This window comes from Enterococcus sp. LJL98, from assembly GCF_054871745.1.
On record NZ_JBTXLU010000014.1, the window covers coordinates 1 to 17,452 of the forward strand.

The 17,452-nt window shown below is 38.4% G+C and carries 9 protein-coding genes and 1 CRISPR repeat array; all 9 genes read right to left on the reverse strand.

Translation table 11 applies throughout. The annotated features are described in order from the left end of the window. The first annotated feature begins 500 nt into the window (after window positions 1-500). Window positions 501-6,719: a CRISPR direct-repeat array (repeat unit 32 nt; unit sequence ATTTCAATCCACGCACCCATAAAGGATGCGAC). A 176-nt stretch (window positions 6,720-6,895) separates the two neighbouring features. Beyond that, window positions 6,896-7,186: a CRISPR-associated endonuclease Cas2 gene (gene cas2, locus ACYSNO_RS10915; protein WP_461731124.1), complete on the reverse strand. Its 291-nt coding sequence runs from the start codon at window positions 7,184-7,186 to the stop codon at window positions 6,896-6,898. A gap of 10 nt (window positions 7,187-7,196) precedes the next feature. After that, window positions 7,197-8,228: a type I-C CRISPR-associated endonuclease Cas1c gene (cas1c, locus tag ACYSNO_RS10920; RefSeq protein WP_461731125.1), complete on the reverse strand. Its 1,032-nt coding sequence runs from the start codon at window positions 8,226-8,228 to the stop codon at window positions 7,197-7,199. Beyond that, window positions 8,225-8,881: a CRISPR-associated protein Cas4 gene (gene cas4 / locus ACYSNO_RS10925; protein ID WP_461731181.1), complete on the reverse strand. Its 657-nt coding sequence runs from the start codon at window positions 8,879-8,881 to the stop codon at window positions 8,225-8,227. Before cas4 ends, cas1c begins: the two co-directional genes overlap by 4 nt. A gap of 11 nt (window positions 8,882-8,892) precedes the next feature. Further along, a complete protein-coding gene (gene cas7c / locus ACYSNO_RS10930) occupies window positions 8,893-9,741 on the reverse strand; it encodes a type I-C CRISPR-associated protein Cas7/Csd2 (RefSeq protein WP_461731126.1) in 849 nt (282 codons plus the stop codon). Beyond that, the gene (cas8c, locus tag ACYSNO_RS10935; protein WP_461731127.1) at window positions 9,728-11,617 is read right to left on the reverse strand and encodes a type I-C CRISPR-associated protein Cas8c/Csd1; all 1,890 of its coding nucleotides are present in this window, start codon (window positions 11,615-11,617) and stop codon (window positions 9,728-9,730) included. The genes cas7c and cas8c overlap by 14 nt, the downstream gene beginning before the upstream one ends. Next, window positions 11,614-12,354 (reverse strand): type I-C CRISPR-associated protein Cas5c, encoded by a 741-nt coding sequence (gene cas5c, locus ACYSNO_RS10940; protein WP_461731128.1) that lies wholly within the window; start codon window positions 12,352-12,354, stop codon window positions 11,614-11,616. Before cas5c ends, cas8c begins: the two co-directional genes overlap by 4 nt. 33 nt (window positions 12,355-12,387) lie before the next feature. After that, complete coding sequence (gene cas3, locus ACYSNO_RS10945; RefSeq protein WP_461731129.1) at window positions 12,388-14,820, reverse strand: CRISPR-associated helicase Cas3'; 2,433 nt, start codon at window positions 14,818-14,820, stop codon at window positions 12,388-12,390. A gap of 683 nt (window positions 14,821-15,503) precedes the next feature. Further along, on the reverse strand, window positions 15,504-15,779 hold the full coding sequence (locus ACYSNO_RS10950; RefSeq protein WP_461731130.1) for an HU family DNA-binding protein: 276 nt from the start codon (window positions 15,777-15,779) through the stop codon (window positions 15,504-15,506). Between the two features lie 214 nt (window positions 15,780-15,993). After that, the gene (der, locus tag ACYSNO_RS10955; RefSeq protein WP_461731131.1) at window positions 15,994-17,304 is read right to left on the reverse strand and encodes a ribosome biogenesis GTPase Der; all 1,311 of its coding nucleotides are present in this window, start codon (window positions 17,302-17,304) and stop codon (window positions 15,994-15,996) included. Window positions 17,305-17,452: the final 148 nt, after the last annotated feature.

Sequence of the window (17,452 nt, forward strand, 5' to 3'; positions counted from 1 at the left end):
GACTTCTCATTTTCCAGTCTTGTATCACTACAAGGGTTTGATTTAGAGAAATGAGACCTCCCCAGTTAAGGTGCAAACTCTTCCCTTCCATCTATCTGCCACATTTACACCAATTGATTGTTACAGGTAGTTATTGGACTTTAGCTCCTTTTGCAGCCTTATCCTCAATTGTTGCCTTCTATGTGATTTCTGTTCGTCAGACCGGAAGTTTGCCTCTTGCTTCCTTCAGATTCCATGTCACCATGGACACCCTTGCATTTGGCTAGGTGCTTTCCACTACTAGGACGCACTCGGGACTTGAACCCGTTAGAGTTTGCCCATGCTGGGCAAACAAAAAAGCCCTCTAAATCAGTAATTAGAGGGCTCAAAAACGAATGCATTCTTATTGCGTTTCAATATTCATTAACTTGTTCTTATGCGATCAATTCGCGTGACAACCTAAGTCACACGATAAAAGATGCGACAAAAGGTAGCATTGAAGATTTAGATTTGAGAAGTATATTTCAATCCACGCACCCATAAAGGATGCGACGACATCAATTCGAGTTACCCTTTTGTAATGTATCACATTTCAATCCACGCACCCATAAAGGATGCGACCAAAACAGACGAATCAACCGGCGAACTCGTGAATATTTCAATCCACGCACCCATAAAGGATGCGACACCACGTAAAAAGGCTCCCTAACCAACGAATCAGATTTCAATCCACGCACCCATAAAGGATGCGACGTAAAAAAACAAATATACAGCCAACTAAAATAAGATTTCAATCCACGCACCCATAAAGGATGCGACGTGATACTTTACTAAAACTATCAAAGTCATTTTATTTCAATCCACGCACCCATAAAGGATGCGACTCGATTAGATAATTTTAATAGCTCGTCCTCACTATTTCAATCCACGCACCCATAAAGGATGCGACGCGTTGGAATTGTAGCCTTAGATTTATCTTAAAACTATTTCAATCCACGCACCCATAAAGGATGCGACTCGATTGCATAGCCCCCCATACATCAACGTTTTTCATTTCAATCCACGCACCCATAAAGGATGCGACTCGTTTGTTGGCCTTCACAGGAATCCGGAAAGGTATTTCAATCCACGCACCCATAAAGGATGCGACCAGTGTCAGACTTATTCATTCTTGGAACCTCAGAATTTCAATCCACGCACCCATAAAGGATGCGACTACACCATTTTGACTAAGACTTTGACCAGTCAACGATTTCAATCCACGCACCCATAAAGGATGCGACATTAATAAAGGGAGCATTTCGAAATATCTCAAAAGATTTCAATCCACGCACCCATAAAGGATGCGACTACACCATACGGTGCTATGAAAAATTGGTAGAAAGATTTCAATCCACGCACCCATAAAGGATGCGACAGGACATGACCCAATTAAAAAACCTCGATACTCAAATTTCAATCCACGCACCCATAAAGGATGCGACCTAAAAAAGCATTGAGTTCTGTTATCACATTTTATTTCAATCCACGCACCCATAAAGGATGCGACTTCTTCTTTCAACGGTTTCACGATTTCGTTTCCGATTTCAATCCACGCACCCATAAAGGATGCGACTCCTAACCTGATAACCTCGATTTTTGCATTTGTATTTCAATCCACGCACCCATAAAGGATGCGACAATCTCTTGCGACATCTCATAAGTGCCTTTTAAACATTTCAATCCACGCACCCATAAAGGATGCGACTGTGAAAGATTCATGTTGATTGGGATAATGTCAAGATTTCAATCCACGCACCCATAAAGGATGCGACATTCGCTCGTTGATTCAAAATCGAAAGTAAAAGTGTGATTTCAATCCACGCACCCATAAAGGATGCGACGATTACATAGAATACTTTGACGATACTTTAGAACATTTCAATCCACGCACCCATAAAGGATGCGACAAAGACCACAAACCCATCCGCCGAGAGATTACAAATTTCAATCCACGCACCCATAAAGGATGCGACAACCACTTATTGCAATATCTGTTGTATTTTCTTTATTTCAATCCACGCACCCATAAAGGATGCGACGTTTGGGCTAGGTAAAGTTGAGGACATCGACTGATTTCAATCCACGCACCCATAAAGGATGCGACGTGTAGCTTCGATTGTTGCTTCCACAACGCCTTCGGATTTCAATCCACGCACCCATAAAGGATGCGACGTTGTCAACTGCTGTCGAGTAAACTTTACCCTCTGATTTCAATCCACGCACCCATAAAGGATGCGACTTCTAAAAACCGACCGTTAAAATTCATCGCCTCAATTTCAATCCACGCACCCATAAAGGATGCGACTGTATCCCGAGAGGATGCATCGGAAACAAGTTAGGATTTCAATCCACGCACCCATAAAGGATGCGACGACAATGGTCCTTCTTTTGCTGGACTAAATGGCAAATTTCAATCCACGCACCCATAAAGGATGCGACTTTTAATTCCCTCCATTTTTTTATAAGAGAGGGGCATTTCAATCCACGCACCCATAAAGGATGCGACCACCAAGTTACCATACTAAGCAGATACCATAACTATTTCAATCCACGCACCCATAAAGGATGCGACCTTTTTTCCCCATGTTTCTTTCTTCCCCTCCTGTTATTTCAATCCACGCACCCATAAAGGATGCGACTAGTGTTGTAAACGTGCCTAATGCAGCATTGCGTAAAATTTCAATCCACGCACCCATAAAGGATGCGACAAGACACCCCTATCAGAGATTTCCCATCCATACATTTCAATCCACGCACCCATAAAGGATGCGACTGTGTGATAGCATCGTCTTTTTTTGTTGTCGTGGCGATTTCAATCCACGCACCCATAAAGGATGCGACGCTAAAGCCCCTCGCAAAGTGGTTCCAGCTTGAATTTCAATCCACGCACCCATAAAGGATGCGACAATTAAAGTTGATGGCATCCAATCGACCGTTTCAAATTTCAATCCACGCACCCATAAAGGATGCGACTTGGAGGTGGTGTTTGGTCCTCTTGCTGAAACAAATTTCAATCCACGCACCCATAAAGGATGCGACAAGTAAAGTCCTTCGAAATCTCTGACCACATAACATTTCAATCCACGCACCCATAAAGGATGCGACTTTCAACACTCCCTTCATTTTTTTATATTTATTAATTTCAATCCACGCACCCATAAAGGATGCGACAATTTTCTAATCAATTTTAAAAAAGGAGAGAGTGATTTCAATCCACGCACCCATAAAGGATGCGACTTAACCATAAAAAAGTCTTCGTTGTTTTCTTTTATTTCAATCCACGCACCCATAAAGGATGCGACGAATTATGGGGTTTTTAGAACAAGCGACATTAAAATTTCAATCCACGCACCCATAAAGGATGCGACAATAACAAGATTACAACTCTCACAAATAAAGTAGACATTTCAATCCACGCACCCATAAAGGATGCGACGTTCCAAAATCTTTTTCTAAGTCTACGCTCGATTATTTCAATCCACGCACCCATAAAGGATGCGACAATCAAGTTCGTTGTCAAGGTCATAAAGAAAATCATTTCAATCCACGCACCCATAAAGGATGCGACGCTCGTTGGTCTTGATAGTAGGCGTGTTCATCCACATTTCAATCCACGCACCCATAAAGGATGCGACACGAAAAAGATTAGAGAATAAATTATCGGAAACGAATTTCAATCCACGCACCCATAAAGGATGCGACTAGAAGCGTTCGAAGAAATCATATTTGATCCAGGAATTTCAATCCACGCACCCATAAAGGATGCGACTTGAAAGCCAACGAAAAACAAGCGAGCAGAAAAAAATTTCAATCCACGCACCCATAAAGGATGCGACTCTCGGTCTAAAAATCGTAATAAAAACATTTTTTTATTTCAATCCACGCACCCATAAAGGATGCGACACTACCATGTGACTAAACGTATCGGTGATATTTCGATTTCAATCCACGCACCCATAAAGGATGCGACAGTTTCCAAAATTCAAGATTTAAATCATCGGTGGATTTCAATCCACGCACCCATAAAGGATGCGACTATGTTTACAGGCGTTATCACGCAAATGTGGATTGATTTCAATCCACGCACCCATAAAGGATGCGACTTAATAACGGTGCAACATTTACACGAGATAAAAACATTTCAATCCACGCACCCATAAAGGATGCGACACTCACTAGTTGTCAATAACTAGCGAGTACGATTGCATTTCAATCCACGCACCCATAAAGGATGCGACGTTACTCACGACTTAGCGACAATGACACCTGCTATTTCAATCCACGCACCCATAAAGGATGCGACAGTGTGTCAGAATCGTCTCGTTACTCAAACACAGGACATTTCAATCCACGCACCCATAAAGGATGCGACTGCTTTTGGCTTAGGTGCACAAGAGATTCCTAAAATTTCAATCCACGCACCCATAAAGGATGCGACTTGGAGCCGAAAATCTATCGGCATCATCAAAAGCATTTCAATCCACGCACCCATAAAGGATGCGACTAAATCCTCACTTTAGAGCGGTATGGACCACAAAATTTCAATCCACGCACCCATAAAGGATGCGACCAAAACAAATGTTGGACGAAATCAACCGCATTAAAATTTCAATCCACGCACCCATAAAGGATGCGACGAGCGTATTGCTCCGCTCCTCGTGCCGCATCAGCAATTTCAATCCACGCACCCATAAAGGATGCGACACGGTTCTCACTCGCATCGTATGTTCCGGGCTGGCGATTTCAATCCACGCACCCATAAAGGATGCGACGATAGCAAGAAGGTTAAAGAAACATCCAGCGACATATTTCAATCCACGCACCCATAAAGGATGCGACTAATATTGTGGTCGATTCAGGTACATCAGACGCAATTTCAATCCACGCACCCATAAAGGATGCGACAATTGTTGACTTTGTGTTAGATCGTTCTCGCCGAATTTCAATCCACGCACCCATAAAGGATGCGACTTATCCAAATCAGACTGTGGAAGCCGTCAAAGGGCATTTCAATCCACGCACCCATAAAGGATGCGACTTGACAATAGGTCATTATGCCATCGATTAAAAAATATTTCAATCCACGCACCCATAAAGGATGCGACAAACGTATCTCCTACATTTTTTGTCACATTGTTTATTTCAATCCACGCACCCATAAAGGATGCGACTCTTGAGTGTGGGACTCTTTTGCAAATAGAGAGAATTTCAATCCACGCACCCATAAAGGATGCGACTTGATAAATAATCTTTACGTATTTTACCACTAGTATTTCAATCCACGCACCCATAAAGGATGCGACAAGTTTGAACTTACATTTGCATTCGATACATTATAAATTTCAATCCACGCACCCATAAAGGATGCGACGAGCAAACAATCTCGAACAGTTCGAAGAATTAGAAAATTTCAATCCACGCACCCATAAAGGATGCGACCAAGGCTTTTTAGTGAGCCATCGTCATCGGGTTATTTCAATCCACGCACCCATAAAGGATGCGACCACCGACCACATATAACCGACACCAGGGATATCAACATTTCAATCCACGCACCCATAAAGGATGCGACTTTAGTGATTTATGGGGAAGTGTTGTAACGACCACATTTCAATCCACGCACCCATAAAGGATGCGACAATTCCAACTAAGTAATATGAAATTAAACATTATGATTTCAATCCACGCACCCATAAAGGATGCGACGCATTTTTTTGCTTCCTTTACCCACCAATAAATGATTTCAATCCACGCACCCATAAAGGATGCGACTTAAAACGTTAAGTGAGCAGGCAAAGGAAGAGAAATTTCAATCCACGCACCCATAAAGGATGCGACGGGTCTAGTAACACCCCCCCACAGTCTACAACTAATTTCAATCCACGCACCCATAAAGGATGCGACATAAGTATTTGTAATAAAACAGCAAACCATAAAATTTCAATCCACGCACCCATAAAGGATGCGACAACTAATCATTGATAGGCTTTATTATTTTCTTCGAATTTCAATCCACGCACCCATAAAGGATGCGACTTTATAGATAAAATTAAATATCTTTAAAACAAATTATTTCAATCCACGCACCCATAAAGGATGCGACCTATAAAAAAATTCCATTTATTGGTGGGTAAAGATTTCAATCCACGCACCCATAAAGGATGCGACATGATTATTTAAAAAATTTAAAACCGAATCAAATCATTTCAATCCACGCACCCATAAAGGATGCGACGCCATTTGCTACGCCAATCCATAATTGGAATGATTTATTTCAATCCACGCACCCATAAAGGATGCGACGCAAGATAGCAATGCCATCGATTTTGACAAAAATATTTCAATCCACGCACCCATAAAGGATGCGACTAAAGTTAACCCTTGAGACAGACGATCAGTTCGCGATTTCAATCCACGCACCCATAAAGGATGCGACTGGCCCATTACTTCGCATTAACGAATAATGGTTTATTTCAATCCACGCACCCATAAAGGATGCGACCTTTTCATTTCATCTTCTTCATGGACTTGTAACAATTTCAATCCACGCACCCATAAAGGATGCGACTTTATAAAGGGATGGTTGAAATGATTAACAAGAATTTCAATCCACGCACCCATAAAGGATGCGACTAATAGTTCTTTTATCTCTAGCAGTTTCAAAAGATTTCAATCCACGCACCCATAAAGGATGCGACGGCGATTTATGCACAAAAATTAAAATTTTTGACACATTTTCAATGAAAATCGCCCAAAAAGATTATTTTTTTATCAAAACAATCTTTTTACATTTGTTTTTATCATCATATTCTCATTTTCGAGTTTTTTATTGGTGCGAATACTCCAGGGTTTTTATGTTCACTAGACATTCGCACTAAAAAATTAAGGTTCCTTCTAAATCAATCGAAGGCTTGGCTCCTATATGTTTAACCTTTTTTTCATAGTTTTTACCCAAGTGATAAAACCTTAAACTATCCGCTTCATGGTCAATTACTTTCACAAGTTCATTCTTAAGAATTTCAAGTTGTGTAGAATCAACAATACATTCAAAAACTGAATTTTGGACACGCTGTCCATAATTTTGACAGATTTTTGCAACTTTTCGAAGACGCCTTGTTCCACCTTGTGTTGAAGTTGCTACGTCGTAAGTAACCAGGATTAACATTCATTTTCACCTACTTCCAAAGCAGCGGTGGATACTCATCAATATCTGATCGAATATATCTTGCTAACAGCATGGCTTGACTATGGGGAACTAATCCCCAGACAATTTTTTCCTTTAAAAATGGGTGAGTAATTTTTTCTTGCTTTCGTTGTTGCCAGTAGGTTAGAAACTTCTTTCGACCTTCATCAGTGAGTAACACTGCTTGGTTTTCTTTTACTTCAAAGTCTTCAGCTGACATTATTTTTTTATTAATTAATGTTAATACAAATCGATCGGCGTACAATCCTCTAAGCTCTTCCATCACATCCAAAGCTAAGGAGATTCTACCTGGACGATCCCGATGTAAAAAACCAACATAGGCATCTAGACCGACTGTTTCAAGTGCAGCTCCAACATCATGTGCCAACAACGTATACGCGAGAGATAATAACGCATTCACTTTGTCACGAGGTGGTCGACGATTTCTCCCATAAAAATAAAAATCTTCTTTTTGTTGTAAAATGAAATCATCAAAAATACTATAATACATAAAGGCGGCTTGGCCTTCTAAACCACGTAAAGAATCCAGACTTTGACAACTTCTAATTTCAACCAATGAGTCTTTTAAACTACTTGAAACCTTTTTAAAGTGTTCCACATCGACCCGCATTGGATAATCTCTCGTAGCTCGCTCAATAATCCAACGATTATTATAAACCTTTCCTAAGATAAAATTTTTAGCGACTTCTAAAGAACGCTCCTCATCATCAGAAATTCGATATTGCTCTTTTCTCAAAGTCACATTTCCTCGACTCGTTCCAGTTATCCTTGCACGAAATCGACCACTAGATGTCAAATAAGTCAAACCAATATTTCGTTCAGAACAATAACCCATCAGGGCAGGACTTGCTCCTTGATGACCAAAAGTAACAATCGATTCTAAGTTATGGGAAGGAACTCTTCCCATAACTTTATCACCGTCACGAACCAAAATATTGTCGCCGTCCAAGGCAATATAGAAGCTAGGATTTGTTATGAATAAGGTATTTAACAGTTTTCTCACTCAGATAACCTTCTTTCAATGTAACTTTTTGCCGACTCGACATTCATTAATTTCGGTAAACAAATATCCGCAAGTGAGCAATTTTTACACCAATTCCCTGTTTTGACTTTTGGAGTATGCCTTCTTTTATATAACTCCTGCATTCTTGTCACTTTTGATTTTAACAATTTTCGTAATTCAGGTGTAATCTCTACCTTTATCCGACGCTTTACTTCGTTATAGTACAAGTAGGCTTCAGGAATGTCACAAACAAGCATTTCTTCTAGACACATTACTTGGGCGACAAGTTGAAGGATATCCGCGTCATGTTTTTTAGGAGAACCACGTTTATATTCCACTGGCTGTACTCGATATTTCCCAGAGTATTGACTCAGCGAAATCCCCTCCTCATCATGAATAAATTCCACAACATCACAAATCCCTGTAATCTTCAATTCATGGGAATGAACGGGCATCGCTCTAGAAATTATTAACTCCTTGCGCTTTTCTTTTAAAAATGGCTGATCTGCTTTCTTGTGAACTTCATTCCCTTGAATCGTTTTAACGTTTTCTGCCCACTCTTGTTCAATATGAATTAAAGCCCATTGTCTCGGACAAAACTCAAAATGCTGAATGCCAGAAATCATGAGGTATTCGTCCATTTGATAATCCAAGGCAGTCATGGCTATATTCCTTCGATAATTTCGACTGTTACGCCTTTATCCTTATACAGAGACAATTTCTCTTCATTCAAACGAATTTGATAATCTTCATAAAGATTCGTTTCAAATCCAGAATCATCATATTCAAATAAAGATTGAATCTTAGCACTGGATACATTTCCTAACTTATTTGAATGAGTAAACCAAAATAGTTCTCTCACGACCATCGACCCTTCTGGACGAGCTGATGAAAAATCATTTTCAAATAAGGTTAACAAAGCTTCTTTCACAACTTCTAAATCCGCCTCATCAAACCCAGTTCGGTCAGCAAAATAGGCATTAGCAGACCCGTAAACAAGATACACACCATGTTCGACAAAATGCTTCGTTCCCATGGTATCTGACGAACGACTTGACCCTTTTTTAGGTTCCATTCCATTTGTGCTTCGTGTAATTTGCATAGTTGAAATATTAATCGGTTGCAAACTCTTCGCCATACTAATCGAAACAGGACCTCGAATCCCAATCGATTTCTTTTGATAAGTCATGACCTGACCAAAAGTACGAACATCTAACCATAATTCATTTGACTTCTTCTCGACATCAGCATCGGAATCTGTCGATTTAAATACTGCTTCATATCGTGCTTGTAATGAATTCTTGTTATCGTCGGTTCGATCCCGAGACTGAACAAAAATCGGATGTCCTAGTTCTTGCATGCGATTACGAATTTTTCGTTTAATAGAGACATCGCTCATCAAACCAAGTCCTGATGAATCCGTTCTCGGCATATTTCCACCTAAGGGATCTCCATTTGGATTGGCATTCTTTACCTCAATCGTCAACATAAAATCTACTTTATTCGTTAGCATCTGTCATTTCCTCGCTTTCATTTTTTGTAAATAAAAATTGGGTTTCTGCATAGTAACCAAAAATAAAATGGTAATCTAAAGGTTTGTTTAATTCTTTGGAACTTAAATAGTGTTCATTCAATTGCCCAATAATTTCTTGTTGTTCTTTTTCCAATTTTCGAAACAATCCATAATTCGCTTGTTTCATTTTTTTCACATAGGGTTGGTTGCGATCGATTAGCACTTGCATCGTAGTTGCAGGTTTATTTGTATAAGTTGTCCAAAATTTTTGGGCGTTCGTTACACGATCATTTTCTTCTCCTCTGCTGTAAGTTCCCTGCTCCATTCGTTCAAAAATTGCCAATAATCGACCGAAGAGATACGAGCGGTTTTGATTATTTTTATCTAACATCGGGGATAACTCCTCTCTTGGTTTTAAATCACTCAGCACAGCTAATGCTACGAACTGAATTTGATTCCATGTTTTTGAATAGTTTAAGCGTTTTCGGATATTTTGATTTAAAGCAGTTGATAAATTCACCGGTAACGGCTGTCCATCAATCAGACTCACAACCAATTTTTGATATTGATCTTTTTTAAAATTATCATTATCTAACTGCAACTTGCCCTCTCGCTCAACCCCATAGGCCGCTAACAATAATTGACTGAATGAAGGTATCATAATTTCTTTTTTTTCAGTTTTTGAATTGTAACGCTCCCATGAATATCTTTTTTGCCATTTTTTTAAATTTTTCCTCAATTGTGAGACTTCTAACTCGCGGAAAAATTTTAATGAGAGACGACCATTACTGGCCTTATCAATAATGGCAACATAATAGCCATCATGGTCTTCTAGCTTCTTACTCCCTGTAACAAAGGAATCACCAATTTCTTTATTTTCAGTCGTTACAGCTTTCTTATTTGTTTCCTCCGGTTCTTCAACTAGAAACGTCTGAAAAGCAAAAATATCTTTTTCTTGCTCGTTAGCAATATCACTACTAAACCAATTAACCAAGTATTGTTGCCCCGATAGCCACTTTCGACTGTTCGCATTTTCCAATAAGTATTTCAACATCAAATGAATTTTTTCAGAAGATTGATAACCAATTTGAATAATATCTGAACCTTCTTTAAATCGCCCCTTGTAGGTCTCACTGTGATTGCTGACAGAGATTAGTTTAGCATTTCCTAATAGCCCGCGATGTTTTGTTGTTAGTTGTTCCATCTTTCCGCTGATATTGCATTGAATTTTTTCAGTTGAATTTTCTTCAACATAATCGATATAATTTTGATGAAGGTCAATATAATTCGTGACACTGACACTTTTATAGCCATCAAAATTAGCAACAGAAAACGTCATAAATGTCTTTGACAGGTCTAATTTTTTGATTGTCCCTTTAGCGTCCGCTGGATACTCTACGATAAACCCTTTCCTTCGATAATCCTTTCCTTGGTAAATTTTATCTAGTACGTCATCGATAAAGTCACTATTCGACAAAAACTGTTTGATTACTTTTAAATATTCTTTTACTTGACTCTCTTCTTGCCAATGGTACCAAGGATGGAACGTATCCAAGAACAATTGGTGTAGCGCGGGTTCTTCATTCATCAAGTAACTTAGTTTATCAACAAGTGGGTGACTGGGAGGATTTTTACCTGACCTTGCAACCGAATCACTTGTCACAGGAAAAAGAACAACCTCGTCCTTTGGCACAAAACCAACTTGAGTAATTTCCCCTTCTTTAGTCAACTCCACTTGAAAAATATCTTCCCCACTACTTTTTAAACTCGTATGGTACAGAGGTAACAAAATCGTATTATTGCCATCATGTCGATCTACCAGTCCTTCTTTTAAACTAACGTCATAAGCATCTTTTAACGCTGAAAAAAAACTCATTTTTCTGTCCCCCCTTCCATCATGTGATACTCTTCGTATTCTAAATCAACAGGCTTCAATTTCTCGCTTCGTTTAAAGCCATAAGAAGACAGTTCATTGACAATGTCACAATTTTCTTTTGAAAGATAAGTGATTACTCCGTGCTTTAAAACTGTTTGTGTAAAATAACTTTTTAGTGGCTCTGATTCATTTGTCGGATAACCAAACTCTTGAAACATAATACCCATGGTTAATACCTGGTTGTTGTACTTCCCATCAGCTGTTTCGTATTCCTCTTTCGTCAAATACTCCGCTGTTGCTGTACATTCTCGAGTACCCAAGAATACATCTCGGCGCCCTCCTCGACGAATCGATCGCTCCATAATTGCCTCATGTTTTTTAGCATTTCGGTCATAGGTTAAATCCACTCGTGATTCATCCCATATAAAATGAAACTTAATTAAATATTCCACATCGACTAAATAGGAAACATAATTCAAATCCGCTTCCATTTTTTGCGACTTACCAATCATTGCTCTGGTACCGATGACTTCTGTTTTAATTTCATTGAGCACTTTTACTTCAGTTACAATATTTTTGAAAGTCGGTTTAAAATATAATGCATCCACCACCCCCATCATCGCTTGACGTGTCGGGATCGAGTAGGAAAATTTTTCACCACCACCCTTTGTCGATGGGTCTGTAAACAGCGCATATCTTCCTTTTACTCTCACAAAAAAATCACGTGATTTAAACAATTCCATCTTCCTTTCTTATAAAGCGTTTTCATTTTATAAAATAAAGACTGTTTCTTCAATTGCTCCAACATCATAATCATAGTGCTCTTTTTGTAACACCTGAATATAACCATTTTGAAACGTCATTACTCCTTTTTGCAAAACCGATGTGTCATGGATATTAATCGTATATGTTTGCAGTTCTTTGACAAGTTTTTTCACTTTTTCAAGGTCTTCTATTTTATAGTATACTTCAAAACGTCTAATGGTTTCAATCAATTCTTCGATTTTCTGATCGTTATCTCCATAATATACAATAACACCTTTTGTTTCATTTTGAATTAAATCCATCTCTAAGCCTGCAGTTTTAAAAGATTGTCGGAGGCATACCTTGGGACTTAAGTCTTGCTCTTGATTTGTAGAAAGAAAATCAAAAACAGTCGGCTGGTCTTTCTTTAGAATATAATCAAAATATTTCTCCTCAGTATTGGCATAATAGCGTTCAAAGAACTCATCGTTCAGTAGCTCAATTGAAATGGGTGAATCGAGCTTAGCAATAATTTTTTCTGTCACTTCTTTTTTATCACGAATGGATTTCAAAGCTTTACTTTTCAAGTTTTCTTGCTCAGGATCGACTTTCACCAATTGAACAATTCCTTTGTCTAGTTTTCCTTCTCGATTGCAGCGACCACTCGCTTGAACGATCGAATCAATTCCAGTGTATGAACGAATGACACGATTAAAATCTAAATCAACACCCGCCTCGATTAATTGTGTGCTAATGCAAATTAACGGTTCTTCCTGGATTTTCTCTCTTATTTCCTTAATCCTATCTAAACGATGTTTTGCACACATATTCGTCGATAAGTGATAACAAGGGCGATTGGTTTGTACACTTAACAATTCATAAAGTTCTTTTACGGCTGCTTTTGTATTCAAAATAATCAAAACAGATTCCTTAGAATAACTTTCAACCGCTGTCGCAACTTCTTGTAACGTACTGTAGGTATCATCTTCTTTGAACTTATGGATTTCTGTACGTTTAAAGATTTTTTGTTCCTCACTTGTTAGTTTTACTAAATCAATGAGTTCTTGGTGCTGATTCCCATATTGAATTTTATGCTTGATATACTTTGAATGATACACTGGTTGTGTTGCCGTACACAAAATTACACTAGCGTTCATCGCTTGATTTAAAAAGTTTACCGTTAGATTAAAAAGCGTTGTCACATCGATAGGCAACGATTGAACTTCATCTAATATAAGGACACTATTAATTAAATGTGAAAAACGGCGAATGTTACTTGACTTGTTCTTATAAAAAGTTTGAAATAGTTGCACCATAGAACTTAAAATAATTGGATAGTCCCACGTATCGACAAGATAATTACGCATCACCTGTGCTTTTTCATCTGATGTATCCTGTTCCGCGTCAATCACATTGGAATGATGTTCAAGAACACCCGCCGTGTCTTCTCCAACAACCTTACGAATTTCTGCTGCATTTTGCTCTAAAACAGATAAATAGGGAGTAATGTAAATAAAACGTTTTTTCTTTTGCTCCTTCAACTGATGAAAACCATAACGCATACTTAATTTCGTTTTCCCAGCACCTGTAGGTAAATCTAAACGATAAATACCTGGTTGATCTGAAATACCTCTCGTTCGTATTTCTTCAGCAAGATTCGTACGAACTCGATTCAATTCATTTGTTGGTTGTTTGTAGCCATCGTATAATTTTTCTATTGACGAAAGGTATTGTTGACTTAACTTCTCATAATCCTCTTCTCCCATTGGCGCAACCAATGTTTCGTAAGAATTAACGGTATCTAAAATGTCCGCATTTTTTAATAAGGATAAATATAAACGTATGGCTAGGGTTTCGTAAAAGGCTCGTTCCTTTTTATTCTCCCATTTCAGTTTTTGGAACATCTCTATATATTCTTCAAAGGCTCGTGTAATTAAGGTCTTCAAATTCATTTTTAATTCAACTTCAATTATTTTTTTTAGTCCCTCTGCAAAAGGCAAAACATCAAGATTATAATGATACTTTGACTTCTCCGAATAATTTTCATACAACAGACGACGAAACAATCGACTATTCCCAAGAGTCGGTTCCTTTTCTTTTAGCGGGATATCGTAAACCCCATGATGAGCAGATATGACATAGCAAATACTTTCAGAAAAGGAAGACGCATATCGATTTCTTTTTTCTATATCTGGATAGTCAACTAATGCTTGACGCATCTCGTCAAATAAATATTTCGCTCCAGCAGAAGAATGATCAACCTTATCTCTCGTTTGTCCAATCATCATTTTTTGAAAGGCACGATCGCTTTTCCCCAGATCGTGGTATAGTCCGAGCAAGAACAACACGTGTCCTTGCTCGATTACTTCTCCATGTGCTTTAGCATCTAAAGCAACATTCAATAAATGATCTACTAGAAGCTGTTCTCTCCCTGTCTTTCTATCATAGTGTGCAAGCATTTTTCTCCTCCTTGTATTTATTTTTACTTTTATTTAGTGAATTACTTTGAGAAGTTTTAGATTTCCTTCTCAAAGTAATAGCCGAAAATAAAAGGAAAGTCTAATTGTTTATTGAAATTGTCATCTGAAAAATGATGTTTTTCTAATAAATTTAAGATTTCTTTCTTTTTTGATTCTAGTCGAAGATAAGAAGCTGCATCTTTCTCCACTAATTCTAACGCAGACGGATAATTCATATTGATTAACATTTACATAATAGAAGCAGGCTTTCTCTGATACTCCACCCAAAATTTTTGTTCATTAGAGAGGAAAAACACATCTCCTGCTTCGTCATAAGCTTGAAGTAATTGAATTGTTTTTTCTAGTATAGCCAACAAGCGACCAAAGAGATAACTTCGATTATATTTTAGACCTAGCATTTTCACTCACACCCTTTTTTTAAAGCGTTTTCATAAATAGTTTAACACGACTTCTCATAAAAATCAATTCTATGTTAAGCTATACAAAAAAACACCCTCTCCAATAATTAAATTAAAGAGGGTGAGTTTATTTCTTCTGATAGCTTAACATAATTTCAATCCACATGAAGCCTCACAACTTCATGACCTATTGCTTTGTTTTACTAAAATGAAAAAGCCGATGAAACCACGATGGTATCAACGGCTCTTCCCAAAAAGACGGTTTTATTTTACTGCGTCTTTCAGCGCTTTTCCTGGTTTGAACGCAGGTACTTTGCTTGCTGGGATTTGGATCTCTTCACCAGTTTGAGGGTTACGACCTTTACGCGCTGCACGAGAGCGTACTTCGAAGTTACCAAAACCGATTAATTGAACTTTTTCGCCGGTAGCTAAAGCTTCTTGGATCGTTGAGAATACAGCATCAACTGCTGCAGTCGCATCTTTTTTCGTTAAGTTCGTTGTAGCTGCAACTTTTTCGATTAATTCTGCTTTGTTTGCCATGGGTGGTTTCACCTCCTGAAAATTGTTTTGATGCTTTACAAATTCACAAAATTGAGTGGTCCAATTTTATGATAAATATTGAATTTAAGAATCAATATTCTGATACAACGTTATCATATGAACCCTATAATATCAAGGATTTTTGCCAATTTAAGCCTTTTTTTTATGATTAAAAAATTTCCTTTGTCAAAGACTTCAATCTATGGTAAAATCTTTATTTTCTTCGTCGAGCAATGATGCGAATCGGCGTTCCCTCAAAGGTAAAGGCATTTCGGATTTGGTTCTCTAAAAATCGAGCATAAGAAAAATGCATTAACTCTTCTTCATTGACAAATATCACAAATGCCGGTGGTTTTACAGCCACTTGCGTCGAATAAAAAATCTTCAAACGACGGCCCTTATCAGTTGGCGTCGGATTAATCGCGACCGCATCCATAATAATATCATTTAAAACAGCTGACGGAATACGTAAATTCTGACTCGCACTCACTTCTTCAATCAACTCTGGCAATTTGTTTAACCGCTGTTTCGTCATCGCCGAAACAAAAATAATTGGGGCATAATCTAGATATTGGAATTCGTCTCGAATTTCTTGTTCAAAATCACGCATCGAGTTCGTGTCTTTTTTGACTAAATCCCATTTATTCACCACAATAATCAAACCACGGCCCGCTTCATGCGCGTAACCAGCAATTCGCTTATCTTGTTCACGAATGCCCTCATCCGCGTTCAAGACGAATAAGACAATGTCTGAACGTTCAATTGCTCGCATGGCCCGCATCACACTGTATTTCTCCGTGTTTTCATAGACTTTCCCACGCTTACGCATCCCAGCAGTATCAATCATAATAAATTTCTGACCGTTATCCGCTACAAACTCAGTATCGACTGCATCTCTCGTCGTTCCTTCAATATCCGAGACAATCACACGTTCTTCGCCTAAAATACCATTAATTAAAGAAGATTTCCCAACGTTCGGACGACCAATTAAACTGAACTTAATCACGCCTTCTTCTTCTGGCTCAATTTCTGTTTGGAAATGTTTAACGGCTTCATCAAGTACATCACCTAAACCCAAACCATGACTGCCTGATACCGGATACGGATCCCCTAGGCCTAATGAATAAAATTCATAAATTTCATTACGCATTTCCGGATTATCGACTTTATTGACTGCTAAAATCACTGGTTTCTTGCTTCTAAATAAAATTCTTGCAACTAATTCATCTGCATCAGTAACCCCTTCTTGTCCACTTCCGACAAAAATAATAACGTCTGCTTCTTCGATTGCGATTTCTGCTTGATGGCGAATTTGATCCATGAATGGTTCATCCCCTAAATCAATTCCCCCTGTATCAATAATACTAAATTCTTTTCCTAGCCACTCGCCCGTTGCATAAATCCGGTCTCTTGTAACCCCTGGTGTATCTTCAACGATAGAGATACGCTCCCCAGCAATTCGGTTAAAAAGAGTTGATTTACCAACATTTGGACGACCGACAATTGCAATTGTTGGATTTGCCATGTTCTTCCTCCATTAATCATTTATTTTCACTAAAAGTTGTGCGAGACACTCGACAGCTTCACCTGACTTTCAACTAACCTAGTTTACCTAATGACAAGGAAAGTTGCAAGTAATCCATAAAAAAAGAGCTGTGATTACTCACAGACTC